A 23,294-nucleotide genomic window follows, 5' to 3' on the forward strand; every position below is an offset into this window, starting at 1 on the left:
CGATAGGCTAGGTCGATCACCCGGCGGCGGCCCACGACTGCGCTAGACGGGTTCTCTACCCCTCTGATAGACGATCTCTATGGATCGCCGCCAGCTGGAGTACTTCCTCGCCGTCGTGGACGCGGGCAGCTTCACCGCGGCCGCCCGGAGCCACCACATCTCCCAGCCCTCGCTGTCGCACGCGATCGCGACACTGGAGCGCACCCTGGGCGTGCGCCTCTTCGAGCGCCTGGGCCGCGGGGTGCGCCTGACCGCAGCGGGCGAGGCGCTGGTCGCCCCGGCCCGGCACACGCTGCGGGCCTTCGCCCTGGCGCAGGGCGCGGTGCGCAGCGTGGGCGAGACCGACTCCGGGTCGCTGCGGATCATCACCACGACCCTGTGGTCGATGGAGCCGCTGGCCCAGCTGGTCGGGACCTTCCGCCGCCTGCATCCGGCCGTGGACTTCGTGATCGCCGATCCCGAGGACCGCACCGAGGTGCTGGAGCAGCTGCGCGCGGGCGACCAGGAGTTCGGCCTGGTCGAGGGCGAGGTGACCGACCGCAGCCTGCGCGGCCTGGTGCTGGCGCGGCCGCGTCTGGTGGCGGTGCTGCCGCCGCGGGCGCTGCCGGGCACCACGGTGGTGACGCCGGCGGACCTGCGCGCCGTGGGGGTGATCAGCACCCCACCCGGCACGTCGCTGCACCACCTCACGCGGTCCTTCCTCGGCGCGGGGAGCGAGCCGATCGCGCCCGCCGTACGCACCGCGCACCTGGCGTCGGTGGTGCCGATGGTGCTCGCCGGCGCCGGGGCGGCGCTGCTGCCGGACCGGCTGGCCGAGGAGTCCGCGACCCGCGGTGTCCGGGTCCTGCCCCTGCAGCAGGAGATGAAGCTGGAGGTGCGGCTGGTCTGGCGCGCCGACGGGCTGGGGCCGCTGGCCGAGCAGTTCCTGGCGCTGGCCACGGCGGAGACCGGCCGCCCGGGTGAGGAATAGTTGTGCGCTTGGTGGTGTCATGGCTGGCATGACTGTTCCCAGCATCCAGCTCAATGACGGCACCAACATCCCCCAGCTCGGCGTGGGCGTCTTCCAGGTCGAGCCCGGCCGCACCGCCCAGGTGGTGAGCGACGCCCTCGAGGTCGGCTACCGCCACATCGACACCGCGCAGATGTACGGCAACGAGGCGGAGGTCGGCCAGGCGATCCGCGACTCCGGCATCCAGCGCTCGGACCTCTACGTCACCACCAAGCTGAACAACGGCTACCACGAGCCCGACGCGGCGCGGCGCGCGCTCGACGAGTCCCTGGAGAAGCTCGGCCCGATCGACCTGTTCCTCATCCACTGGCCGCTGCCGACGCTCTACGACGGTGACTTCGTGGCGACCTGGAAGGCGCTGGAGGAGTTCCGCGGCGCCGGCGACGTGCGCTCCATCGGCGTCTCCAACTTCCAGCCCGAGCACCTCAAGCGGATCATCGACGAGACCGGCGTGGTGCCGGTGGTCAACCAGGTGGAGGTGCACCCCTACTTCGCCAACGAGGCGGTCCGCCGGGCCGACGCCGACTACCAGATCGCCACCGAGGCGTGGTCGCCGATCGCCCAGGGTGACGTCCTGACCGACCCGGTGATCACCGCGATCGCCGAGGAGACGGGGCGCACCCCGGCCCAGGTGACCCTGCGCTGGCACGTGCAGCGCGGCGACATCGTCTTCCCGAAGTCGAACAACCGCGAGCGGCTGCAGCAGAACTTCGAGATCTTCGACTTCAACCTCGACTCCGACCAGATGGCGAGGATCGACGGGCTGAACCGGGGCGAGGAGGGTCGCCGCGGCCCCAACCCGGACACCTTCGACTACGTCCCCGAGTGACCCTCGGGTCCACGTCGTCCAGGAGGGGCCGGTGACCGCCGGCCCCTCCTCCGACTTCCGGCTGCGCGACGTCTGGCTGGCGGCCTACGGGCCGAGCCTGGTCGCCTCGGTCGGGTACGGCGCCGTCGGGCCGGTCCTGGCCCTGCAGGCGCGGGCCCTGGGCGCCAGCTACAGCACCGCCGCGCTGGTCGTCGCGCTGATGCCGCTCGGGATGCTGCTGGCTTCCCTGCCCAGCGGCGCGGTGATCGCCCGGATCGGCGAGCGCCGGATGCTGGTCTGGGCGGGCGTCGTCGACGCGGTCGCGATGGCCGGTGCGGCACTCGCCCCGACGCCGTGGCTGCTGGGTGCGGCGGCGTTCGTCAGCGGCGTCGCGTGGACGGCCTTCCTCATCGCCCGGCAGGGCTTCATGATCCTGGCCGTCCCGATGGCGTTCCGCGCCCGCGCGATGTCGCTGCTCGGCGGCACGTTCCGGGTCGGCGTCCTCGTCGGCCCGGTGCTCGGGGCGGGCCTCATCCACTGGTCCGGCCTGCCGGCCGTCTTCTGGCTCGCCTGCGGCACCTCGCTGGCCGCGGGGCTGCTCGCCGCGGTCGTGACCGATCTCGGGGAGGCCGAGCACCTGGCCGCGGCGGCGGGGCCGCGCCCCTCGGTGTGGTCGGTGCTGCGGGAGCATCGCCGGGTGCTGGCCGTCGTCGGCACGGCGGTGATCGTCATCGGCGCCTCCCGGTCGGTGCGCACCTCGCTGCTGCCGCTGTGGGCGGACTTCATCGGGCTGCCGGGCAGCACGATCAGCCTGATCTTCGCGATCACCGCCGCAATCGACCTGGCCTTCCTGATCCCGGGCGGCTGGGTCATGGACCGGGTCGGCCGCACCGTGGTCGCCGTACCCGTCGTCCTCTCCGTCGCCGTGGGCGCGCTGCTGCTGCCGCTGACCGACGGGCCGGTCGGGGTCACGCTGGTGATGTCGCTGATCGCCCTGGGCAACGGGCTGGGCTCGGGCATCGTGATGACCCTGGGAGCCGACACCGCGCCCACCTCGGGGCGCTCGCAGTTCCTCGGCGCCTGGCGCCTGTGCGGGGCGATCGGCACGTCGAGCGGGCCGCTGCTGGTGAGCGGCGCGGCACTGGTCGCGCCCCTGGCCGTGGCCTGCGTGGTGATCGGCGTGCTGTCCCTGCTGGGAACCGCCTGGGTGGCCCACGCCGTCCTCGGGGTGGACCGGCAGCTGCGGGTCAGCCCACCTGGACCGTGACCGGGTTCGAGGCCTCGCCGGTGTTGGAGTCGACCACGCGGAAGATGTTCTTCCCGGTCTGCCCGGTCTGGACGTAGGTCGTGAACTGGCCGCCGCTCACCGTGACCGTCACGGGGAAGTCGCTCCAGGAGCCGGACTCCTTGCGCTGCACCTGCAGCACGGCACCCTCGCCGCCGTCGTAGTCGCCGGTGAGGTCGATCTGCTCCATCGCCCCCACGGAGTCCTGGCCGGCGGTCAGGTTGATCGGCTGGGTGCCCTCGCTGGCCGACCCGGACTCCGAGGGCTGCTTGCCCGCGCCGGAGACCAGCGGGCCCGCCCCGTCCTCGCCTCCGGAGGTGGTGGGGCTCGGCGTCGGGAGGTACATCGACTGCTCGCCGGAGGACCCGCCGGCCGCGGCCTGTCCCTCGTCCCCGCCGAGACCCAGGACCTTCACCGCGACGGTGACGCCGCCGGCGGCCAGCAGCCCGATCACCAGGCCCACGCCGAGGAGGGCGACGAGCCCCCACAGCACCGGGCGCTCGGCAGGCTCGCCCTCGTCGTACGGCGACGGCTGGTCGGCCTGGTCACTCACGCTGGCTCCGGTGCTCGGGGTCGGACGGTGCGTGCTCATTGTTCACGACGGCGGGTGGACACTCCAAGCCAGGTCGTCCACGGTGGGGCCATGCGTCAGATGCAGATCGACCGCTTCGGCGGACCCGAGGAGCTCTACGTGGCCGAGGCACCCGCCCCGCAGGCGGGGCCGGGCCAGGTGGTGGTCCGGGTGGAGGCCGCGGGGGTGAACCCGCTGGACCACAAGATCCGCGACGGGTCCTCCGGGCTGGCGGCGAGGATCGCGCCCGAGGACTTCCCCCTGGTGCTGGGCCGGGAGTGCTGCGGCGTCGTGGAGTCCGCGGGCGAGGGGGCCGACCTCGAGCCCGGGCAGCGGGTCTTCGGGATGGTCGCGCTCTCCGACCCGGTCGGGCGGTGCTACGCCGAACAGGTCGCGGTCGACGCCTCCGCCTTCGCCCCCGCGCCCGACGGGGTCCCCTCCACGGTGCTGGGCGGCGCCGCGCTGGCGTCGTACACCGCGTGGACCGCCGTCCACGACCTGGCACGCGTGCAGCCCGGCGAGACGGTGCTGGTGCACGGCGCCGGGGGCGGCGTCGGCCAGCTCATGGTGCAGCTGGCGGTGCGAGCCGGTGCGCGCGTCTACGGCACGGCGAGCGCCGAGAAGGCCGACCGGGTGCGCTCGCTGGGGGCTACGCCGGTCGACTACGCCTCGGAGGACTTCCGGTCGGTCGTCCCGCCGCCGGACGTCGTGCTCGACGGGGTCTACTTCTCCACCTTCGAGCCGTCGCTGGATCACCTGGCGCCCGGCGGCCGCGTCGTCGTCCTCCCCACCCTCGCCGACCTGACCCCCGCGCAGGAGCGGGGAATCGAGGCGCACATCCCGTCGATCTCGCCCGATCGCGCGGTGCTCGCGCAGGTGGGCGGGCTGCTCGCCACCGGGGACCTGTCGATCGAGGTCGGGCAGACGTTCCCCCTCGAGGGCGCCGCCGACGCGCAGCGGCTCCTGGAGGAGGGCCACGCCCGGGGGAAGGTCGTGCTCGAGGTCGGCTGAGCCTCGGCGGGGTCACTCCTCGCCGGGATAGGAGTCGATGTTCCAGACGTTGCCCTCGGGGTCGGCGACGGCGACGTTGCGGCCGCCGTACGGCGCATGCGAAGGCTCGTTGAGCTGCCGACCCCCGGCGCCCAGGGCCGCGGCGAGGACCCGGTCGACGTCCTCGTCGGAGGCGACGACGAGGTTGACGCACCCCGAGCCGACGGTGGGTCCGACCCCGTCCCGCTCGGAGCCGAGCATGATCCCGCCGTTGTCCCGCCAGCGGAACTGGGCGTGCTCGATGATCGCGGGGTCGTCGGGGCTGCGCACGACGAGCACCTCCGCGAACCCGAGCGCGCTGACGAAGTCGATGGCCCGCTCGGCGTCGGTGAAGCGCAGACAGGAGTAGAGCTGTGGTGTGGTCATGCCAGCAGGCTGCCGGGGGCTACCCCACCTCGGATAGGACGATTGGGAAGTCCTCGGCGGTCTCCCGGGGCGTCTGACCGGCCAAGACCCGCCAGTCCCGGTGGAGGTGGGACTGGTCGGCGTACCCGGCCCGGTGAGCGGCCTCGGCCAGCGGCACGCCGGACTCCTGCAGCCGGTGCGCCCGGTCGAAGCGCACGACCCGGCCCAGGCGCTTCGGCCCGATGCCGAACTCGGCGGCGAACCGGGCCTGCAGGTGCCGCCGCGACCAGCCGACCCTCACGGCGACCTCGTCGACGGCGAGCCGGCCGCCCGAGTCCACCAGGAGCCGCCAGGCCTCGGCGACGGGATCGACCATCTCGGACGGCCGCTCGTCGTGATGCAGCCGCGCGAGCAGGTGGGCCTCGACCACGTCGAACCGCTCGGCCCAGCCGGCGAACGACAACCGGTCGTGCAGGTCGCCGGGGAGTGCCTCCCGCAGCTCGCGGGTCGCCTCCGGAGAGACGATCGTCCGCCCCAGCTCGCCGGCCGGCAGCCCCAGCAGGGCCCGCGCGCCCAGCGGGGTGAGCGCCAGCTGCAGGCCGTGCTGACGTCCGTGGGTGCGGATCAGGGCCGGTGTGTCGTGCAGCCCCGAGACGAGCGACCAGTAGTCCTCCGAACCCTCCTCGCCGAGCCAGCCGCAGTCCAGCGGCTCGTCGAAGGAGAGCACCACGGTCAGCGTCGGCGACGGCAGCCCGTGGTGCACCGTCTCGGGCGGCAGCACGAAGTCGAACCCGACGCAGCTGACGACGTACGGCGCCAGCGCCGGGTGCAGGGCGCGGGTGACGGCCGGCACATGATCAGGCTAGACCGGTCCGCTCCAGTCGCACGACCTCGTGCACCGGCAGCGGGTTGTCGCGCTGGGCCGTGCAGGTGAGCCGCGCGTGGCCGCGGGGCTCGGTGCGGACGTCGACGGCCCAGTCGGTGCCGTCGTGGGCCAGCACGGTGCGGGTCAGTGAGCCGTCCCGTTCGGCGGAGCGGACCGTCACCGCGCCGATCCCGGTCGCGTCCAGGTGCCGGCGCAGCGCGATGTCGGCGTACTGCACGGGCATGGGGTACGACGACCGGCCGCGCAGGAGCGCGAGGTCGACGCGGTCGCGGCGATGCGCGGCGACCACCCCGGCAGCGTTCTGCTCGTCCAGGCCGCCGTAGTAGAGCCCCCACGGCAACACCACCATGTTGCCGGCGAACCGGTCGCCGCCGATGTGGGAGACCTCCCAGGCGGCCTCGCCCGCGGCCTCCCGGACGGCCAGGGCGGCGGGGCGGCCGCGCTCGGCGCAGCAGGCATCGTGCTTGCCGTGGGTGCAGGTGGCGAAGAGCGGGCCGGCGGTGGCCTGCCAGCCCTGCGGCCACTCCCCGCGGCCCAGCGACGCCAGGTCCAGCCGGAGCAGCTGGTGGTAGGACGCGAGGTGCGTCGTGGCCAGCCAGGTGTGTCCCGGCGTGGCGTGCGCGGCGAAGACCCGGATCCCCTCGTCGGTGCCGGACCGGGCCCCGCGGCGGATGAGGAGCGCGCGTACGCCGGCCCGGCCCGCCGCCGCCTTCAGCTCGCGGCCCAGCCCCTCGGGCAGCCGCGAGTCCAGCAGCGCGTCGCGGCCCCACGGCCCGGAGTTCTCGACCAGCAGGAACGAGCGGACCGTGGACGCGGTCCCGGCCAGGGCGTCCGCACGCTCGCGGGCCGCGGCCGAGCAGCGGAAGTCGGCGGGCAGGCTCACCGGGTGAGCAGCCCCTCGCGGACCAGTCGGCGGCACAGCACCAGTCTGCTCTGCTCGTCCAGGTGCGCGGCGAGGTCAGCGGGCGTCAGCGTGGGCCGCGCCCTGACCTCCTCCATGGCGGGACGGAGCCGGCCGGGGACGGTCAGCACCCGGTCGCCGAGCAGCACCTTGAGGCGCTCGCCGTCCTCGACGAGGACGCAGGGGTGGCCGGGCCGGCGGTGCAGGGCGGTGTCGTCGGCGATCTCGTCCACCGCGAGCACGTCGCGCACGCCGCCCGCGAGGCGGGCCGGCCGGGTGGTGAGGAAGCGCTCGATCTCGCGGTCCGCGGCGTCGGCCGGGTCGAGGCGCCGTACCTCTTCAGCCACGGCGGCCAGCCGGGTGGCCAGCCCGTCCCGCAGCGCGGTCGGGTCGTCGACGTACCCCGCGGGCAGGTGCCCGTCGTCGACCTCGGCCAGCAGCCGCTCGACGCTGCGCCGCACGAGGCCGCGCCAGGTGAGCTGGTTGATGCCGATGGTGACGTGCAGGCTGACGGTGTCCTGGGCGCGGGCGGCGTGCGGGGTGCCGGTGGGCAGATACATCGACAGCCCCGGCTCCAGCAGCACGTCCTCGGCCTCACCGTCGTGGTGCACCTCCCACTGCTTGGTGCCGGCGGTCTGGAAGACGAAGACGTCGTGGGAGTCGGAGTGGACGGCGAAGCCCTGGTTGCCCGGCGGGGTGAGGTAGGCGTTCGCCTGGCACGGGTGGCCCAGCTCCAGCTCCAGCTCGGCGACCAGGTCGGTCAGCGGCGACCAGTAGCGGTGCAGACCCTGGAAGACGATCGTGGCGCCGTCGGCGAAGAGGTCGAGCACCTTGCGGGTGTCGAGCAGGCCCGTGAGCGCCTGGCCGGCGATGGTCGCGCCGGAGCGGGTGTAGGACGACTGCGGCAGCACCGAGCCGTCCTTGGCGATGCGTACGGCGGGGGTGCGGATCGCGGTCGACGTCAGCAGCCGGTCCGCGTCGTCGAGCGAGAGCAGCCCGACCAGGTCGGCAGGATCGGTGCGGTGCAGGTGCACGCGGGACGCCCAGACCTTCGAGACGAAGGTCTGGGCGTCGCCGCTGAGAAGGTCGAGCGCGGTCAGGACGACGCCCCATCGGTGCCGTCGGCGTCGCCGCCGTCGGTGCCGTCCGCGTCGCTGGAGTCGCCGTCGGTGGTGTCGGTCGAGTCGCCGTCGGTTCCGTCGGCGTCGCCGCCGTCGGTGCCGTCCGCGTCGCCGCCGCCGCTGACCGGCATGTTGCCGCCCTCGGGACCGGTGGTCGTCATGTCCTTGTCCTCGAGCGGCTCATCAGGCGTGTTGGTCATGCGATGCCTCCTGGTTGTCCGAGAGCCGGCGGGTCCGGCCCGTCGCGGTCAGTCTCGCGGTCCGGCGCCCCGGGGCTCAACCCCCCTTCTGGTGGTCTCGTGGGTAGGCTGCGCAGCGCTGTTTCCAGCACGAGGCGAGAGGTGGGCGATGGCTGGCGCGGGACCCGTCGACCCGGTCGATCTCGTCGTCCACCTGGGCACCGGCAAGACCGGGACCACGGTGATCCAGCAGCATCTGCGGGCCAACCCCGGTGCGCTGGCGAGCGCCGGCGCCCTGTTCCCCGCCTCGCCGGGACGGTTCCGGCATACCCGGTTCGGCATGTACCTGCGCCCCGACGGCGAGCTCGTGCGCTCCGACGACTGGCGGCGCAAGCCCGACCGGCCGGCACCCGCGGTGTTCCGCCGCCGGGTGGAGCGGCAGCTGCGGGCAGAGGTCGCGGCGGCGGGTCTGCCGACGCTGCTGCTCTCCGACGAGGCGCTCTTCAGCTCCAGCCCGGCGGCGATGGACCGCCTCCGTGAGTTCGCCGACGGGTGGGGTCGCTCGCTGCGCCTGGTCGTCTATCTCCGCCGACAAGACGATCACCTGGCCAGCCGCTACCAGCAGGTGGTGAAGGCGGGCGGCCTGCAACGGCTGGACGCGTGGGCGGCGCAGGACCGCAGCTCGTTCTACGACTACGCCGGCCGCCTGGCACTCTGGCAGGAGCGGGTGGGGCCGGACCACCTGGCGGTGCGGCCGTTCGAGCGGGCGCAGATGAGGGACGGATCGATCGTGACCGACTTCCTCGACGCGGCCGGGCTGTCGGTGACCGAGGACCTGACGCCGGCCCAGGGCGACGCGAATGAGAGCGTCTCCGCACTCGCCGTGGAGATGCTGCGCGTGCACAACCTCTACCTGGTCGAGCACCAGGGGGCACGGCCGAGGCTGATCGCGAACGGCCACCGGGTCGGGCGGCTGCGCCGCGCCGGGATCGGCGGCCCGACCCTGACGCTGCCCGACACCGAGCTCGACGCGTTCATGGGCCGGTGGGATTCGGGCAACGAGCGGGTCGCGCGCGACCACCTGGGCACCTCCGCTCTCTTCCGGGCACCGCGGAGGTCGGAGAACACCACCTCGGTGCAGGCGCTGCCACCCGAGCGGCTGCCCGACCTTTTCGAGCTCTTCGAGGTCCCCGCCGCCGAGCAGCCGAAGGTGCGCGCGATCGCCGAGCGCGAGGCGGACGCCCAGAGACGCTGATCTGGCTGCGTCAGGTCGTGGCGACCAGTCCGCGGATCCGCTCGTCGAGCGCCCGCCGGTCGTGCCGGCGTACGCGCACCTCGACCACCTCGATGCCGCCGTTGGGCGAGGCGAGCGCCTGCTGCAGCTCGGGCAGCGACTCCACCCGCCAGTGCGGGGTCCGGGTCGCGGCGCACAAGGCCGCCAGGTCGACGCCGTGCGGCAGGCCGAACAGCCGGTCGTAGCGGTCGGCGTACTCCACCGCGCCCTGCTCCAGCATCGTGAAGATCGAGCCGCCGTCGTCGTTGGCCACCACGATCGTCAGGTCCGGCCGCTCCTCGACCGGACCGAGCATCAGCCCGGTGGTGTCGTGCAGGAACGTCACGTCGCCCATCAGTGCGAACGCCCGGCTCGAGGGCCGGCCCAGCGCCGCGCCGATCGCGGTCGACACGGTGCCGTCGATGCCCGCCAGACCGCGGTTGGCGATCACCTTGCGGCGGTCGCCGACGGCGTACTTCGCCACCATCAGGTCCAGGTCGCGGATCGGGCTCGACGCGCCGACGACCAGCAGCCCGTCGGGGGGTACGGCGGCGCTCACCGCACCGGCCACCTCGTGCGGCGTCACTCCCGGCTCGGCGGCCAGCAGTGTGTCCAGCCGGCGCGACACATCGGCGTCCGCGGCCTTCCACTCCGCCAGCCAGTCGGCATCGTCCGCGTCGGCCCGAGCGGTGGAGAACGTGCGCGCCACCTCGAATGGGCGCCGGGTCGCCACCCCCGGCTCGGGGGCCCGCGCCCACACCTCGACGTCGGCCCGCCCCAGCAGCCGGGTCACCGGGCGGGACAGCGTCGGATGGCCGAAGACGACCGCGCGCTCCACGCGCTCCCCGAGCTCGCCGGCCAGCAGCAGCCGGTAGGTCCGGATCGCGTTCTCCCCCGTCCGCGACCCGCTCGACGGCTCGGCCAGCAGCGGCCAGCCCGCCTGCTCGGCGAGCACCCGGGCGGGCGGCCCGGCGTCGTCGCCGGCGACCACCAAGGTGCGCGGGCCGGTCGGGATCGTCACCGGCTCGTCGGTGCGCCGCCAGGCCGACCCCCGGCGCTCGGCGCGACCCGGCGGGTCGGTCCAGGCGCCGTCGGGCATCAGCGGCTCGTCGAGCTGCAGGTTCAGGTGCACCGGCCGGTCGGCCACGTCCAGGTCGTCCGGCAGCGTGTCCTCTGCCGCCAGGTCGAAGCCGGCCACGTCCGGGCCGAAGATGCCGGGCTGCCGCGTGGTCTGGTTGGCGCTCGTCCCGCGCAGCCGCATCGGCCGGTCGGCGGTCACGGCCACCAGCGCGACGCCCGCGTGCGCGGCCTCCAGCATCGCCGGGTGCAGGTTCGCCACCGCCGTACCCGAGGTGCACACCACCGCCGCCCGCGACCCGCCCTTGGTCAGCCCCAGCGCGAGGAACCCGGCGGTGCGCTCGTCCAGCCGGGTGTGCAGACGCAGCGCGCCCGCCTCGGCGGCGTCGTGGGCCGCGAACGCCAGCGGCGCGTTGCGCGAGCCCGGGGCCAGCACGACCTCGCGGACGCCGGCCTCGACCAGCGCGCGCAGGACGTCGCGGGCCAGGGTGGTGGAGTCGGTCACGAGCGCTGATCCTGCCGTACGGCGGCCAGGCGGCGCTCCCAGTGCTCGACCCGCTCGGGCGGGGCGGCCAGCCGCTCCAGCGCCGCCGGGTCCACCTCGGGACGGCCGACCGGGAGCCGACCCGCCACCGGCAGCAGCGGCTCGAGCGCCACGTCGTCGGTGAGCAGCGCGACGGTCGCCAGCCCGCAGGCGTAGGGCAGCTCCGGCAGCGCCGCGGCCAGCGCGACCCCGGCCGCGATCCCGACGCTGGTCTCCAGGGCGCTGGAGACCACGACCGGGAGGCCGATGTCCTCGGCGATCCGCAGGCACGCGCGCACCCCGCCCAGCGGCTGCACCTTGAGCACCGCGACGTCGGCCGCCTCCAGGTCGCGCACCCGGTAGGGGTCCTCCGCCCTTCGGATCGACTCGTCCGCCGCGACCGGCACGTCCACCTTGCGCCGCACGAGCGCGAGCTCCTCGACGGTGGCGCAGGGCTGCTCGACGTACTCCAGGCCCGCGGCCGCGCGGTCCAGCTCGCGGATCGCGGCGACCGCCTCGTCGACGCCCCACAGGCCGTTGGCGTCGACCCGGATCCGGCCCTGCGGGCCGAGCGCGTCGCGTACGGCGGAGAGCCGGTCGGCGTCCTGGCCCAGGGTGGTGCCGGGGTCGGCCACCTTGACCTTGGCCGTCGCACAGCCGGACTCGCGGACCAGGGTGAAGGCGCGCTCGGGCTCGATGACCGGGACGGTGGCGTTGACCGGGACCTGGTCGCGCACCGGTTCCGGCCAGTCCCCCGCGGCGGCCTCCTCCGCGCAGCGCAGCCACGGCGCGGCCACCCGGGCGTCGTACTCCAGGAACGGCGACCACTCGCCCCAGCCCCCGGGCCCGCGCAGCAGCGCCACCTCTCGCTCGGTGATCCCGCGGAACCGGGTGCGCATCGGGATGGACAGCACCGTCAGCGTGTCCTCAGTCATCGGCCAACCCCTCCAGCGCCCGGCGGTCCACCTTGCCGTTGGCCAGCAGCGGCAGCGCGTCCAGGACCCGCACCTCCCGCGGCGCCCAGGAGCGCGGGTGCCGCTGCGCCACCCACTCCCGCAGCTCCCCCGCGGCAACCCCCACTCTCACCCCCGCCGAGTCGGCGCTCGTCGACACCACGACCGCCACGACGCGGGTCCCCCACTCGGGGTCGGCGACCCCGACGCACTCGGCCGCCTCGACGCGGGGGTGTTCACGCAGCCGGGCGGCGACCGCCGGGAGGGGCACCTTCACGCCGCCGCTGACCACCACGTCGTCGAGCCGTCCGAGCACCTGCAGTCGTCCGTCCTCATCGAGCCGCCCGGCATCGGAGGTGACGTACCACCCGTCCACGAGCGTCTCCGCGGTCAGCTCGGGATCGTCGAGGTAGCCGTCGAAGATCGTCGGCCCGCCGAGCCGGACCCGCCCGTCGGTCCCGACGATCACGCCCACCCCGTCCAGGGGGTAGCCGTCGTAGACGCACCCGCCCGCGGTCTCCGAGGCGCCGTACGTCGCCACCACCGGCACGCCGGCCTCCTCCGCGCGCGCCCGCAGCGCGGGGTCGATCGGCCCGCCGCCGAGCAGCACGACTCCCGCCGCCGCGAGCGCCTCGGTGGTCGCGGCGTCGGCCATCGCCCGGTGCAGCTGGGTCGGGACGAGCGAGACGCAGGCGTCCTCACCCGCCGCGCGTACGGCGTCCGCCAGCGAGCCGTGGTCGTCGGCGAGCACGGGCTCGCGACCCGCGGCCAGGGAGCGGCAGACCACCTGGACCCCGGCGACGTACGAGCTCGGCAGCGCCAGCACCCACCGCCCCGTGCCGACCCGACGGGCCGAGGCGTCGACGGAGGCGAGCACCGCCGCTCGGGAGAGCAGCACCCTCTTGGGACGGCCGGTCGACCCGGAGGTCTCGATCAGCAGCCGCCTCTCGTCCTCGGCCTCCAGCCACCCGGCCAGCGCCTCGACATCGGCGCGGGCATCGCCGGTCGGCTGCAGCACGTCCACCCGGGCACGCTATCCGGTGGGCCGGTCGCGACCGGGGACAGGGGACGCCGGAGCCGCCTGCCAGAATCACCCGGTGACCTCCCCCGCTGACTGGCTCGCCGGCGCCCGCCCGCGCACCCTTCCGGCCGCCGTCGCACCCGTGCTCGCGGGCACCGCGGTCGCGGCGTACGCCGATCGCGCGGTCTGGTGGAAGGCGCTGCTCGCGCTGGTGGTGAGCCTGGCCCTGCAGGTCGGCGTGAACTACGCCAACGACTACTCCGACGGGATCCGCGGCACCGACGACGACCGGGTCGGGCCGATGCGCCTGGTCGGCTCGGGCGCGGCCAGCCCGGCGGCCGTCAAGGCGGCGGCCTTCGTCTCCTTCGGCGTCGCGGGCCTGGCCGGGCTGGTGCTGGCGGCCACCACCGCCTGGTGGATGGTCGCCGTGGGTGTGGTGTGCATCCTGGCGGCCTGGTTCTACACCGGCGGGAAGCGGCCCTACGGCTACCTCGGCCTGGGCGAGGTGATGGTGTTCGTCTTCTTCGGGCTGGTCGCGGTGACGGGGACGGCCTACGTCCAGGCGGAGCGCTGGCAGTGGCCGGCGCTCTACGCCGCCGTCGGGATCGGCGCACTGGCCTGCGCCATCCTGGTCGCCAACAACCTGCGCGACATCCCCAGCGACACCGTCGCCGGCAAGCGCACCCTGGCGGTGCGGCTCGGGGCCGAGCGGACCCGCGGGCTCTATGCGCTGCTCGTGCTCGCCGCAGCCGCCGCGGTCGTCGCCGTCGCGGCCGCCACCACGTGGTGGGCGCTGCTCGGACTGGGCTTCCTGGTCGTCGCGGGCCGCGCCGTCCGGGTCGTGCTCGGCGGCGCCACCGGCCCCGCGCTCATCCCGGTCCTCCAGCAGACCGGCGTCGCGCAGCTCGTCTGGGCGCTCCTCGTCGCGCTCGGGCTGCTCGTGCACGGGGCGTAGGCTGACGGCATGGGCTGGATCATCCTGCTGATCATCGTCGTCGGCGCCGTGGCCGCGTGGAAGCTCCGCGTGCCGCTGCTCGCCAAGGTCCTCGGCCAGCCGGAGGACCGCATCCGGCGTCAGCTGGAGCAGCGCAAGCGCCGCTGACTTCAGTCCGCGTCCTCGCGGGCGCGGATGTCCTCCAGCCGCTTCGAGGCGCGCGCGGCGCGGCTCTCGACCCGCTGGGCGAACTCCTTGCGCGGACGGTTCAGCAGCACCAAGGAGAGGGCGCCGGAGAGCACGAAGGCGACGAGCACCGACCAGAACAGCGGCACCTCGCCCTCGGTGAAGAGCGACCACACCAGCAGGACGACGATGAACGTGCCGAGGAGCAACAGCAGCCGCAGCGCGGTATAGGTCCAGAACTCCTTCACGGCCCCCAGTCTACGCGGCGGGGCCGCAGGCGGAGCCGGCCGGGCCGGGCAACCAGGGCGCTCCTAGGCTGGGGTCGTGGGCAAGTTCCTTCTCGTGGTGCTCGTGCTGGCGGTGGCCATCTATCTCACCGTCCGGTTCTTGGAGCGCCGCGCCGCCGGGCCGGGCGGTCGCGGTGGCGCGCCCCTGCCCCCGCCGCGGCCGATGGGTCCCGACGACGACCCCGACTTCCTCTGGCGCCTCGAGCGCGACGAGCGCCGGCGGCGCAAGCAGGACCCCGACGACGGCGAGTGACCGGGTCGGCGTACCGGCCGGTCAGGCCCCCGGCGAGCCGCCCGGCGCGACCGGGGCCTCCACGACCGCCGGCGCGGCGTAGGAGTGCTGCGAGGTCGAGGAGAAGTAGTTGATCCCGATGAAGTTGAACCACAGGGTCGCCATGCCGATCAGCGCCAGCCAGGCCGCGCTGCGGCCCTTCCACCCCGCGGTCGCGCGGGCGTGCAGGTAGGCCGCGTAGAGCACCCAGGTGATGAACGCCCAGACCTCCTTGGGGTCCCAGTTCCAGTACGACGCCCACGCCTCGTAGGCCCAGATCGGACCCGCGATGAGCACCGCGAAGGTCCACACCGGGAACGCGAAGGCGTGCACCCGGTAGGACAGCAGGTCCAGCTTCTCCTTCGACGGGACGCGGGCGAGGTAGCCGGTCATCGGCTTGCCGCGCCGCTCCTGGCGGTCCTTGACCAGGAAGAGCACCGACGCCATGCCCGCCACGGTGAAGGCGCCGGTGGCGATGACGGCCGCGACCACGTGGATCACCAGCCACTCCGAGTTCAGCGCCTCCCGCAGCGGCGAGACCGGCGCCCGCAGCCACAGCACCGCGACCATCAGCACCGAGAGCACGAAGCCCGCGACGATCGGGCCCAGCCAGCGCAGCGAGTAGCGGCGGTAGAGCACCAGGAAGATCACGGTGACGAAGAAGGTGCCCGAGGCGGTGAACTCGTACATGTTGCCCCACGGCACCCGGTTCGGGTCCGCGGCCAGCCCGCGCGCGACCAGGCCGACCAGGTGGACCACGGCCGCCATCGCCAGCAGGACCAGCCCGAGACGCGCGCCGAGCTCCGCCGTCCGCGAGCGGTCCGCAGAAGTGTCAGAGGCGTCGAGGGCGTCGGAGGCCGGTCCCTCGGCCACGAGTACGTCGCCCCGCGCCGCGTCAGCACCGGTCGAGGAGGACGTCGTCGCGGTGGACGTCGCGGCCGCGGCCGCGGGCTCCCGCTCGACCGACCGCAGCGCCGCCCACTCCACGAGATAGGCGAGCAGCGCCACGAAGTAGAGCACCCCTGCGGCCGCGATCGCCTGGTCGCTCAGGGCTTCCCATGCCAGGTCACTCATCTCTCGCCCTCCTCGGGTCGTCCGGGCCGTCGTCACGGCCCTGCAGGGCCGCCACCACCGCATCCAGCTCGGGCGTCACGTCCGCTCCGCCGGACCGGTCGAGCACGGCCACCTCCACCAGTATGCCCTGTTCCCCCCGACGGGCGCGCACCCAGGCCCGTCGGGGCCGGATGAACAGCGAGCCCATGAGGCCGATCAGGGCCGCCACGACGCCGCTCAGGGTGAGCCACATGCCGGGGGTGCGGGAGATCTGCACCCGGTTCCACTCCTCGACACCGTCGAAGGAGACGCTGCCGAGCCCGTTGGGCAGCCGCACCCGCTGGCCCGGCTGCAGGTCGATCCGCAGCGGGCGCTCCGGGTCGTCGGGCCGCATCACCTGGGTGGCGCGGTCCTTGTCCAGGATGTAGACCGACTGCGGCGACCCGTCGTCGAGCCCGAGGTCCCCGCGGTAGACCTGCATGGACAGCGTGGGGTTGCGGTCGTCGCCCATCACGTTGATCGGGTCGCCGTCGATCTTGACGTAGGTCGGGTAGAAGACGCCCTCGAGCCCGATCTGGTCGGGGTTGGCGTAGGGCGCCTTGATGACGCCGAAGGAGAACAGGTCCTGCCCCTGCGGCAGGAACACCGTCGGCCCGGTCGCGACCACCTTGCCGGTGCCGTCGCGGATGGTCACCACGGGCGAGTAGCCGTGCCCGATGAGGAACACGTCGGTGCCGCCGATCGACAGCGGCTCGTTGACCCGCAGGTGGTAGTCCTTCTGCGGGCTGTCCGGGCTCTCCTTGTAGGTGATCTCGGAGACGAAGCCGCGGGACATGCCCTGGTTGCGGCCCGACTCCACCCAGTCGACGGTGAAGTCCTGGATCTGGAAGGAGAACGGCTCCATGCCGGCGGGGTCGAAGAAGGTGCCCGGGTCGAAGTCGTCGTACTGCGTGAGGTTGTTGGAGAACCCGCCGCCGTCCACCGGCACGATCACGCCGCCCTTGTAGCCGAACAGCGACCCGATCGCGAAGCCCACCATCACCACGAGGATGGAGAAGTGGAAGACCAGGTTCCCGGCCTCGCGCAGCTTGCCCTTCTCCGCGGCGACCGCGTCGGCACCCGGCCCCCCGGGGCTGCGGTCCGCGACCCGGAAACGCCGCTCGCGCAGCACCCGCTCGGCGCGCTCGAGCACCTCCTCGGGCGAGGCGTCGGTGGTGTACGTCGCGTGGTCGGGCATCCGGGTCAGGTAGCGCGGCGCCCGGACGGGCGCGGCCCGCATGGCCTTCCAGTAGATCCGCAGCCGCGGCACGACACAGCCGATGACCGAGAGCCCGAGCAGCAGGTAGATCGCCGCGAACCAGGGCGAGTCGTAGACCTCGAAGAGCCCGAGGCGCTCGTAGATCGGGGTGAGCTTGGGGTGCTGGCCCTGCCAGGTGGAGGTCTTGAGGGCGTCCACGCCCTTCTGCGGGATGAAGGAGCCCGGCACCGAGGCGAGCGCCAGCAGCAGGAGCAGGATCAGCGCGGTGCGCATCGAGGTGAGCTGGCGCCAGGTCCAGCGCAGCAGCTCCACGAAGCCGAGCTCGCCGGACCGCCGCTCCGGCTCGGGCCCGGGGGCGGACGTGCGGGGCTGATCGGTGGTGGTGCTCATAGGGCGGACTTCCACAGCTCTCGTTCGACCATCCAGGCTTGCAGCATCGTGGTCAGCTCGGCCCACCAGCCGGTGAGCAGCAGGATGCCGACGCCGATCATCAGCAGACCGCCGGCGATGTTCACGGCGCGCAGGTGCCGGCGTACGAAACCCATCGCGCCCAGCAGCCGCTCGTAGGCCAGACCGCCGATGATGAAGGGCACACCGAGGCCGAGGGCGTAGGCGCCCGACAGCAGCGCTCCCCGCCCCGCGGTCGCCTCCTGCATCGCCATCGTGGTGATCACGCCCAGGGTGGGCCCGATGCAGGGGGTCCAGCCGAGCCCGAAGAGGAAGCCGAGCGCAGGGGCGGCGGCGAGCCCGACGGACGGCACGCGGTGCACCCGCCAGTCACGCTGGAGCAGCGGCACGGCGCCGAGGAAGACCAGGCCGAGGACGATGGTGAGCACGCCGAGCACGACCTGCATCAGCCGGGCGTTGTCGGGGGCGGCGAGCCAGCTGCCGACGGCGCCCGAGGCCGCTCCGAGGATCACGAAGACCACTGCGAAGCCGAGCACGAACAGCACCGAGCCGAGCAGCATCCGACTGCGCCGCGCGCGCACGCGCGAGCCCTCGGTCAGGTCCGCGCCGGAGATCCCGGTGGCATAGGAGAAGTACGCCGGCACCAGCGGCAGCACGCACGGGGAGAAGAAGGAGACCAGACCCGCGACCAGGGCCACGGGGAGCGCCAGCAGCAGCGTCCCGGACCCGGCGGTCGCGGAGAACCAGTCACCCATCGGCAGGCTCCGCGGCGATGCCCTCGACGAGGTCGACGAAGGTGTTCTTCGACGGGATGGGGCCGATCACCGTGGCGGCGATCCGGCCTTGGCGGTCCAGCACGACGGTGCTCGGGATGGTCCGCGGCGACAGGGTCCCGGCGAAGGGCAGCAGCGCCTGCCCGTCGGGGCTGTAGATCGAGGGATAGGGCACCTTGAACTGCTCGGCGAACAGGCGCGCCGACTCCACGGCGTTGTCCCGGATGTTGATCCCGACGAACTCGGCATCCTTGCCGAGCTCCTCGGACGCCTCGACCAGCTCGGGCATCTCGGTGCGACACGGGGGGCACAGCGACCACCACACGTTGATCACCACGACCTTCCCGCGCATCTTCGTCACCGACACGGGGTCGCCCTGCAGGTCCTCGCCGGCCAACTCGATCGGCTGCTCGCGCTCGGCGGGGTCGAGCAGGGTGATCTGCCCGTTCCCGGAGATGTACCCCTTGTCGCCGGTGCCGTCCTCCTCCGACGAGCAGGCGCTCGTCAGGAGCAGGACCAGGCAGGTCAGCAGCAGGAGGGGGGTACGGCGGATCAGGACGTCTCCTCGGGCGAGCCCCCGGAGCTGAACGGGGCGGAGCGGTCGCCGACGGGCAGCAGGTCGGCCGCCGGCTCTGAGTAGGAGACCTGCACCAGCCGGTCGCCGTCGAAGTGGAAGGAGGTCAGCGAGCAGATCGTGCACTGCCGCTTGCGCGGGTCGTGCAGCATCGAGCGCCGCTCCACGTGCATCCGGGTCGTCCAGATCGGCAGCTGGTGGGAGACGACGACCGCCTCGTGGCCGGCCGCGGCGTCGCGGGCATCGTAGAGCCCGGCGAGCATGCGGGCCGCGATCTCGGCGTACGGCTCGCCCCAGGAGGGCCGGAGCGGGTTCCACAGGTGACGCCACGACGACGGCTTGCGCAGGGCGCTCTCCCGCCCCGCGAAGCGCTCCCCCTCGAACACGCTGGAGGACTCTATCACCCGCGGGTCGATCTCCGGCTCCCGGCCCAGCGCGGCGGCGAGCGGTGCGGCGGTCTCGCGGGCCCGCTCCAACGGGGAGCTGACCAGGTGGGTGATGTCGCGGTCCCCGATCACGTCGGCGACCCGCTGCGCCATCGCCCGGCCCCGCTCGGAGAGGTGGTAGCCGGGGCGGCGGCCGTAGAGCACGCCCTCGGGGTTGTGCACCTCCCCGTGGCGGAGCAGGTGGACCACGGTCCTGGTGTCAGCGGAGGTCATGCGGCCCCTTTCGCGGCGGCTGCCGCGGCTGCGGGCAGCGCGTCGATGACGGTCTGGACGGCCCGGTCGTCGTGGGCGGCGGAGAGGAACCAGCCCTCGTAGGCCGAGGGCGGGAGGTGCACGCCGCGGTCGAGCATCGCGTGGAAGAACGCGGCATAGGCGGCCGTGTCCTGGGTGTTCGCGTCGTCGAAGTCACGGACCGGCCGGTCGGTGAAGAACACGGAGAACATGGTGCCGGTCGACTGGATGACGTGCGGCACGCCCGCGGCGGTGAGCGCGTCGGCCGTCGCGGCCTTGATCTGCTCCCCCACCCGGGTCAGGTGGGCGTAGACGTCGTCGGTCGCCAGGCGCAGCGTGGTGAGCCCCGCGGTGGTCGCCACCGGGTTCCCCGACAGGGTACCGGCCTGGTAGACGCCGCCCTCGGGCGCCAGCTGGGCCATCAGGTCGGCGCGGCCGCCGAAGGCCGCGGCGGGGAAGCCCCCGCCCATGACCTTGCCGAAGGTCATCAGGTCCGGCGTCCAGCCCTCCTGCTTCCCGTCCAGGCCCCACTGGCCCTCGCGGCCGGCGCGGAACCCGGTCATCACCTCGTCGGAGATGAACAGGGCGCCGTGCTCGGCGCAGGTGCGCGCGAGGAACTCGTTGAAGCCGGGCTCGGGCGGGACCACGCCCATGTTGCCCGGCGCCGCCTCGGTGATCAGGCAGGCGATCCGGTCGCCGTGCTCGGCGAACGCCGCGGTCACGGCCGCGCGGTCGTGGTAGGGCAGGACCAGGGTGAGCGCGGTGGAGGAGGCGGGTACGCCGGGGCTGCCGGGCAGCGCGAGGGCGTCCCGGTCGCCGTCGGCCAGGGTCGCCACCCCGGACCCGGCCGCGGCCAGCAGCGCGTCCACGTGGCCGTGGTAGCAGCCGGCGAACTTCACCACGATGTCGCGGCCGGTGGCGCCGCGCGCCAGCCGGATCGCCGACATCGTGGCCTCGGTGCCGGAGGAGACGAAGCGGACCTTCTCGACCGGCGTGCGGGCCACGATCTCCTCGGCCAGCTCCACCTCGGGCTCGGTGGGGGTGCCGTACGACGTCCCGCGGGCCACGGCGTCCGCGACGGCCGCCTGCACCTCGGGATGCGCGTGGCCGAGCAGCATCGGGCCCCACGAGCAGATGAGGTCGACGTACTCGTTGCCGTCCACGTCGGTCAGCCACGCACCGCTCGCGGACCGGATGAACCGCGGGGTGCCCCCGACCGCGTTGAAGGCGCGCACCGGCGAGTTCACCCCGCCCGGCGTCACGGCAACGGCGCGCTCGAACAGAGCGCGGCTCTGCTCCTGCGGGGAGATGGAGGAGGACACTGAGCCATTGTGCCCGGCGGGTGGGAGCCACCCGCCACCGCGGGGGTACCCCTCCCCTTCGCCGGGCGTCAGAAGCCCAGGTTGTCCATGCAGCTGTTGAACTCCAGCAGCTTCAGCGGCGAGAGCGAGGCCACGCTGTCGACGCCCAGCTGGGCCAGGCACTTGGTCGTCGCCTCGGCCTGGGTGAGCGTGTCCTGCACGGTGCCGACCGGGTCCTTGACGGTGTCCTTCACCGTGTCCTCGACCTTACCGGTCGTGTCCTTCACGGTGTCCTTCACCGGACCGAGCGGGTCCTGGGTCGGCGCGGCGGGCGTCGGCGCCGGGGCCGGCGTGGAGCTGCCGTCGTCGTCGGAGGGCGGAGCCTGGGTGCTCGGCGGCTCGGCCGCGGCCAGGTTGTCCCCGCCGTCGAGGCCGCCACCGCCGCCACCCGAGCCGGGCCGCGGGCCCTTGGCCCGGATCGCCGGCGGGGTGTAGTTCGGGTCGGGGTAGAAGTAGCCCGCCGAGGTGGTGCTGTCGGGCACGGTCATGAAGTCCCCGGACATGTAGGACCGCATGATCGAGAGCACCAGGTCGACGTAGTCCTGGCTGTGGTTGTAGCGGAAGACCGCGGCGCGCTGGCCGGGCTCCCGGGACAGGTCGTCGGCGCCGGAGCAGAGGTAGACGGCCGTGGCCAGCGCGGCGTCGTCGATGTCCTGCGGGTTGCGCTTGCCGTCGCCGTCGGCGTCGACCCCGACCACGGACCAGGTCGAGGGGATGAACTGCATCGGGCCGACCGCGCGGTCGAACTTCGTGTCGCGGTCCAGCTGGCCGGCGTCGGTGTCCTTGATGACCGAGGTGTTCTTGCTGCCGTTCAGGGCGATGCCGTAGATGCCGGGCCGGGCCACCCCGTTGGCGTCCAGCCGGTTGCCGCCGTAGCGGCCGTGGTCGGACTCGACCCGACCGATGGCCGCGATCAGCTGCCAGGGGATCTTGCATCCCTTGTCGGCGGTGTTGATCACCGTCGCGGCCCGCTGGTAGGCCGAGAGCGCCGCACTGGGGATCCCGTTGACCGACGCGGTCTGCACGGCCGCCTCGCCGGTGCCCCGGAAGCCCTTCGACACGCTGGCCGGAGCCTCGATCGCCTGCGTCGGCACGGAGGTGCCGTCGGGCAGCACGCCGGAGCCGCCGCGCTCGCCGGCGGCTACGGCGGTGGTGCCGGGCCCGCCGACACCCACCAGGCTCGCCGTCCAGACGGCGGACAGCGCCGCCAGCGGGACCAGCGTGGCCGCCTTCTGCGTGCGGCCGAAGTGGAGCTTCTTCATCGAATCGTTCTCTCCCCAGGTGTTGCGCTGCCTCAGACGTGCGTTCCCTCGAGGCAGGTCACGTCGAGTGACGATTGTTGTCACACAGAGTTACCCCTGAGTACCCATTGTGACCCACACCTCACGGATTCGCATCATCGAGACGCAGATCACCTCCGGTCATGACGCGGATCAGCCTGCGAAGCCCGCCCGCCCGGCGGGACGGGCCGGGGCCGGCGTCCTCAGCGGGCCGCAGCGAGGAGCCGGGCCGCCTCGGCGGCCCAGTAGGTGAGCACCATGTCGGCGCCGGCGCGGCGGATCGAGGTGAGGGTCTCCAGAATCGCGGCCTCGCGGTCGATCCAGCCGTTGGCGGCGGCCGCCTCGACCATGGCGTACTCGCCGGAGATGTTGTAGGCCGCCACGGGGACGTCGACGGCGTCGCGGACCCGCCGGACCACGTCGAGGTAGCCCATCGCGGGCTTGACCATCACCGCGTCCGCACCCTGCTCGACGTCCAGCAGCGCCTCGCGGACGCCCTCGACCGCGTTGGCGGGGTCCTGCTGGTAGGTCCGCCGGTCGCCCTGCAGCGAGGAGTCGACGGCCTCGCGGAACGGGCCGTAGAACGCGGAGGCGTACTTCGCGGAGTAGGCGAGGATGCCGACGGTCTCGTGCTCCGCGGCGTCCAGCGCCGTGCGGATCACCGCGACCTGACCGTCCATCATCCCGCTCGGGCCGACCATGTCGACGCCGGCGTCGGCGTGGGCGAGCGCCATGTCGGCGTACACCTGCAGGGTCTTGTCGTTGTCCACGCGCCCGTCGGGGGTGAGCAGGCCGCAGTGCCCGTGGTCGGTGAACTCGTCCAGGCACAGGTCGCTCATCACGGTGAGCGCGTCCCCCACCTCGCCGACCACGTCGGCGATCGCGAGGTTGAGGATGCCGGCGGGGTCCAGCGCACCGGAGCCGACGGCGTCCTTCTCCTCGGGGACGCCGAACAGCATGATCCCGCCCAGCCCGAGCTCGGCGGCCTCCGCGGCCGCCCGCTGCAGGCTGCTGCGCGAGTGCTGCACGACGCCGGGCATCGTGGAGATCGGCTGCGGCTCCTCCAGGCCCTCCCGGACGAAGACGGGCAGGATCAGCTGCCGGGCCTCGACCGAGGTCTCGGCGACCAGTCGTCGCAGGCCGGGGGTACGGCGCAGCCGGCGGGGCCGCACGACCGGTGGGGTCACCGGCCCTGCGACCGCCGGACTGGCGGGCTTCTCCTCAGCCACG

General features: G+C 73.7%; 26 protein-coding genes. 8 read left to right on the top strand and 18 right to left on the bottom strand.

From position 1 onward, the window contains the following. The first annotated feature begins 79 nt into the window (after positions 1-79). Genes K8W59_RS16265 through K8W59_RS16275 form a run of 3 tightly spaced genes read left to right on the top strand, consistent with a single transcriptional unit; the run spans position 80 to position 3,084 of the window. A complete protein-coding gene (locus tag K8W59_RS16265) occupies positions 80-970 on the top strand; it encodes a LysR family transcriptional regulator (RefSeq protein ID WP_223396000.1) in 891 nt (296 codons plus the stop codon). A gap of 28 nt (positions 971-998) precedes the next feature. After that, the gene (locus K8W59_RS16270; RefSeq protein WP_223396001.1) at positions 999-1,838 is read left to right on the top strand and encodes an aldo/keto reductase; all 840 of its coding nucleotides are present in this window, start codon (positions 999-1,001) and stop codon (positions 1,836-1,838) included. Between the two features lie 31 nt (positions 1,839-1,869). Beyond that, entirely contained in the window at positions 1,870-3,084 is a 1,215-nt protein-coding gene (locus K8W59_RS16275) for an MFS transporter (protein ID WP_223396002.1), read from the top strand. Here the strand turns inward: K8W59_RS16275 and K8W59_RS16280 are convergent. Then, positions 3,065-3,655 (bottom strand): hypothetical protein, encoded by a 591-nt coding sequence (locus K8W59_RS16280; protein ID WP_223396003.1) that lies wholly within the window; start codon positions 3,653-3,655, stop codon positions 3,065-3,067. The two genes, K8W59_RS16275 and K8W59_RS16280, sit on opposite strands and share 20 nt — an antisense overlap. 90 nt (positions 3,656-3,745) lie before the next feature. On the opposite strand from K8W59_RS16280, the gene K8W59_RS16285 reads away from it, so the two are divergent. Further along, positions 3,746-4,684 carry an NADP-dependent oxidoreductase gene (locus tag K8W59_RS16285; protein ID WP_223396004.1) on the top strand — a complete coding sequence of 313 codons (939 nt, stop codon included), beginning with the start codon at positions 3,746-3,748 and terminating at the stop codon, positions 4,682-4,684. Positions 4,685-4,696: 12 nt separating this feature from the next. Here the strand turns inward: K8W59_RS16285 and K8W59_RS16290 are convergent, their stop codons facing one another. From K8W59_RS16290 to K8W59_RS16310, 5 genes are all read right to left on the bottom strand, one after another. Next, positions 4,697-5,089, bottom strand: a complete 393-nt coding sequence (locus K8W59_RS16290; RefSeq protein WP_223396005.1) for a VOC family protein — start codon at positions 5,087-5,089, stop codon at positions 4,697-4,699. A gap of 19 nt (positions 5,090-5,108) precedes the next feature. Next, entirely contained in the window at positions 5,109-5,921 is an 813-nt protein-coding gene (locus K8W59_RS16295; protein WP_223396006.1) for a helix-turn-helix transcriptional regulator, read from the bottom strand. 4 nt (positions 5,922-5,925) lie between these two features. Next, a complete protein-coding gene (locus K8W59_RS16300) occupies positions 5,926-6,837 on the bottom strand; it encodes a sucrase ferredoxin (RefSeq protein ID WP_223396007.1) in 912 nt (303 codons plus the stop codon). Beyond that, the gene (locus K8W59_RS16305; protein WP_317846282.1) at positions 6,834-7,889 is read right to left on the bottom strand and encodes a cupin domain-containing protein; all 1,056 of its coding nucleotides are present in this window, start codon (positions 7,887-7,889) and stop codon (positions 6,834-6,836) included. The genes K8W59_RS16300 and K8W59_RS16305 overlap by 4 nt, the downstream gene beginning before the upstream one ends. Before the next feature lie 62 nt (positions 7,890-7,951). Further along, on the bottom strand, positions 7,952-8,176 hold the full coding sequence (locus K8W59_RS16310; protein WP_223396008.1) for a hypothetical protein: 225 nt from the start codon (positions 8,174-8,176) through the stop codon (positions 7,952-7,954). Positions 8,177-8,324: 148 nt separating this feature from the next. Here K8W59_RS16310 and K8W59_RS16315 point away from each other — a divergent pair, with 148 nt between their 5' ends. Then, positions 8,325-9,410 carry a hypothetical protein gene (locus K8W59_RS16315; RefSeq protein ID WP_223396009.1) on the top strand — a complete coding sequence of 362 codons (1,086 nt, stop codon included), beginning with the start codon at positions 8,325-8,327 and terminating at the stop codon, positions 9,408-9,410. A gap of 10 nt (positions 9,411-9,420) precedes the next feature. Here the strand turns inward: K8W59_RS16315 and menD are convergent, their stop codons facing one another. Genes menD through K8W59_RS16330 form a run of 3 tightly spaced genes read right to left on the bottom strand, consistent with a single transcriptional unit; the run spans position 9,421 to position 13,005 of the window. Continuing rightward, complete coding sequence (menD, locus tag K8W59_RS16320; RefSeq protein ID WP_223396010.1) at positions 9,421-11,010, bottom strand: 2-succinyl-5-enolpyruvyl-6-hydroxy-3-cyclohexene-1-carboxylic-acid synthase; 1,590 nt, start codon at positions 11,008-11,010, stop codon at positions 9,421-9,423. Next, positions 11,007-11,963 carry an o-succinylbenzoate synthase gene (locus tag K8W59_RS16325; protein WP_223396011.1) on the bottom strand — a complete coding sequence of 319 codons (957 nt, stop codon included), beginning with the start codon at positions 11,961-11,963 and terminating at the stop codon, positions 11,007-11,009. Before K8W59_RS16325 ends, menD begins: the two co-directional genes overlap by 4 nt. Beyond that, entirely contained in the window at positions 11,956-13,005 is a 1,050-nt protein-coding gene (locus K8W59_RS16330; RefSeq protein ID WP_223396012.1) for an AMP-binding protein, read from the bottom strand. Before K8W59_RS16330 ends, K8W59_RS16325 begins: the two co-directional genes overlap by 8 nt. A gap of 73 nt (positions 13,006-13,078) precedes the next feature. On the opposite strand from K8W59_RS16330, the gene K8W59_RS16335 reads away from it, so the two are divergent. Next, positions 13,079-13,957, top strand: coding sequence for a 1,4-dihydroxy-2-naphthoate polyprenyltransferase (locus tag K8W59_RS16335; protein WP_223396013.1), 879 nt, complete (start codon positions 13,079-13,081; stop codon positions 13,955-13,957). 9 nt (positions 13,958-13,966) lie between these two features. Beyond that, complete coding sequence (locus tag K8W59_RS16340; protein ID WP_223396014.1) at positions 13,967-14,104, top strand: hypothetical protein; 138 nt, start codon at positions 13,967-13,969, stop codon at positions 14,102-14,104. A 2-nt stretch (positions 14,105-14,106) separates the two neighbouring features. On the opposite strand, the gene K8W59_RS16345 is transcribed toward K8W59_RS16340, so the two are convergent. Continuing rightward, positions 14,107-14,370: a DUF4229 domain-containing protein gene (locus K8W59_RS16345; RefSeq protein ID WP_223396015.1), complete on the bottom strand. Its 264-nt coding sequence runs from the start codon at positions 14,368-14,370 to the stop codon at positions 14,107-14,109. Positions 14,371-14,446: 76 nt separating this feature from the next. Here K8W59_RS16345 and K8W59_RS16350 point away from each other — a divergent pair, with 76 nt between their 5' ends. Further along, positions 14,447-14,662, top strand: a complete 216-nt coding sequence (locus K8W59_RS16350) for a hypothetical protein (protein WP_223396016.1) — start codon at positions 14,447-14,449, stop codon at positions 14,660-14,662. A gap of 21 nt (positions 14,663-14,683) precedes the next feature. On the opposite strand, the gene ccsB is transcribed toward K8W59_RS16350, so the two are convergent. The 8 genes from ccsB to hemB form a co-directional block, all read right to left on the bottom strand. Continuing rightward, entirely contained in the window at positions 14,684-15,754 is a 1,071-nt protein-coding gene (gene ccsB / locus K8W59_RS16355) for a c-type cytochrome biogenesis protein CcsB (RefSeq protein ID WP_223396017.1), read from the bottom strand. Next, complete coding sequence (gene resB, locus K8W59_RS16360) at positions 15,747-17,381, bottom strand: cytochrome c biogenesis protein ResB (RefSeq protein ID WP_223396018.1); 1,635 nt, start codon at positions 17,379-17,381, stop codon at positions 15,747-15,749. The genes ccsB and resB overlap by 8 nt, the downstream gene beginning before the upstream one ends. Further along, positions 17,378-18,154: a cytochrome c biogenesis CcdA family protein gene (locus K8W59_RS16365; RefSeq protein WP_223396019.1), complete on the bottom strand. Its 777-nt coding sequence runs from the start codon at positions 18,152-18,154 to the stop codon at positions 17,378-17,380. The genes resB and K8W59_RS16365 overlap by 4 nt, the downstream gene beginning before the upstream one ends. Further along, on the bottom strand, positions 18,147-18,569 hold the full coding sequence (locus tag K8W59_RS16370) for a TlpA disulfide reductase family protein (protein ID WP_223396020.1): 423 nt from the start codon (positions 18,567-18,569) through the stop codon (positions 18,147-18,149). The genes K8W59_RS16365 and K8W59_RS16370 overlap by 8 nt, the downstream gene beginning before the upstream one ends. Positions 18,570-18,724: 155 nt before the next feature. Further along, complete coding sequence (locus tag K8W59_RS16375; protein ID WP_223396021.1) at positions 18,725-19,405, bottom strand: histidine phosphatase family protein; 681 nt, start codon at positions 19,403-19,405, stop codon at positions 18,725-18,727. Continuing rightward, a complete protein-coding gene (hemL, locus tag K8W59_RS16380) occupies positions 19,402-20,745 on the bottom strand; it encodes a glutamate-1-semialdehyde 2,1-aminomutase (protein WP_223396022.1) in 1,344 nt (447 codons plus the stop codon). Before hemL ends, K8W59_RS16375 begins: the two co-directional genes overlap by 4 nt. Positions 20,746-20,813: 68 nt before the next feature. Beyond that, positions 20,814-22,046: a lytic transglycosylase domain-containing protein gene (locus K8W59_RS16385; RefSeq protein WP_223396023.1), complete on the bottom strand. Its 1,233-nt coding sequence runs from the start codon at positions 22,044-22,046 to the stop codon at positions 20,814-20,816. A gap of 221 nt (positions 22,047-22,267) precedes the next feature. After that, entirely contained in the window at positions 22,268-23,293 is a 1,026-nt protein-coding gene (hemB, locus tag K8W59_RS16390) for a porphobilinogen synthase (protein WP_223396024.1), read from the bottom strand. Between the last annotated feature and the right edge of the window lies 1 nt (position 23,294).

Source organism: Nocardioides rotundus (assembly GCF_019931675.1).
In the GTDB taxonomy this organism is placed as follows: domain Bacteria; phylum Actinomycetota; class Actinomycetes; order Propionibacteriales; family Nocardioidaceae; genus Nocardioides; species Nocardioides rotundus.

Bases quoted from the DNA above. Each gene is read 5' to 3' on its own strand.
- K8W59_RS16265 (WP_223396000.1), top strand. From the start codon at position 80: ATGGATCGCCGCCAGCTGGAGTACTTCCTCGCCGTCGTGGACGCGGGC.
- K8W59_RS16270 (WP_223396001.1), top strand. From the start codon at position 999: ATGACTGTTCCCAGCATCCAGCTCAATGACGGCACCAACATCCCCCAG.
- K8W59_RS16285 (WP_223396004.1), top strand. From the start codon at position 3,746: ATGCGTCAGATGCAGATCGACCGCTTCGGCGGACCCGAGGAGCTCTAC.
- K8W59_RS16290 (WP_223396005.1), bottom strand. From the start codon at position 5,089: ATGACCACACCACAGCTCTACTCCTGTCTGCGCTTCACCGACGCCGAG.
- K8W59_RS16310 (WP_223396008.1), bottom strand. From the start codon at position 8,176: ATGACCAACACGCCTGATGAGCCGCTCGAGGACAAGGACATGACGACC.
- K8W59_RS16315 (WP_223396009.1), top strand. From the start codon at position 8,325: ATGGCTGGCGCGGGACCCGTCGACCCGGTCGATCTCGTCGTCCACCTG.
- K8W59_RS16325 (WP_223396011.1), bottom strand. From the start codon at position 11,963: ATGACTGAGGACACGCTGACGGTGCTGTCCATCCCGATGCGCACCCGG.
- K8W59_RS16340 (WP_223396014.1), top strand. From the start codon at position 13,967: ATGGGCTGGATCATCCTGCTGATCATCGTCGTCGGCGCCGTGGCCGCG.
- ccsB (WP_223396017.1), bottom strand. From the start codon at position 15,754: ATGAGTGACCTGGCATGGGAAGCCCTGAGCGACCAGGCGATCGCGGCC.
- resB (WP_223396018.1), bottom strand. From the start codon at position 17,381: ATGAGCACCACCACCGATCAGCCCCGCACGTCCGCCCCCGGGCCCGAG.
- K8W59_RS16365 (WP_223396019.1), bottom strand. From the start codon at position 18,154: ATGGGTGACTGGTTCTCCGCGACCGCCGGGTCCGGGACGCTGCTGCTG.
- K8W59_RS16375 (WP_223396021.1), bottom strand. From the start codon at position 19,405: ATGACCTCCGCTGACACCAGGACCGTGGTCCACCTGCTCCGCCACGGG.
- K8W59_RS16385 (WP_223396023.1), bottom strand. From the start codon at position 22,046: ATGAAGAAGCTCCACTTCGGCCGCACGCAGAAGGCGGCCACGCTGGTC.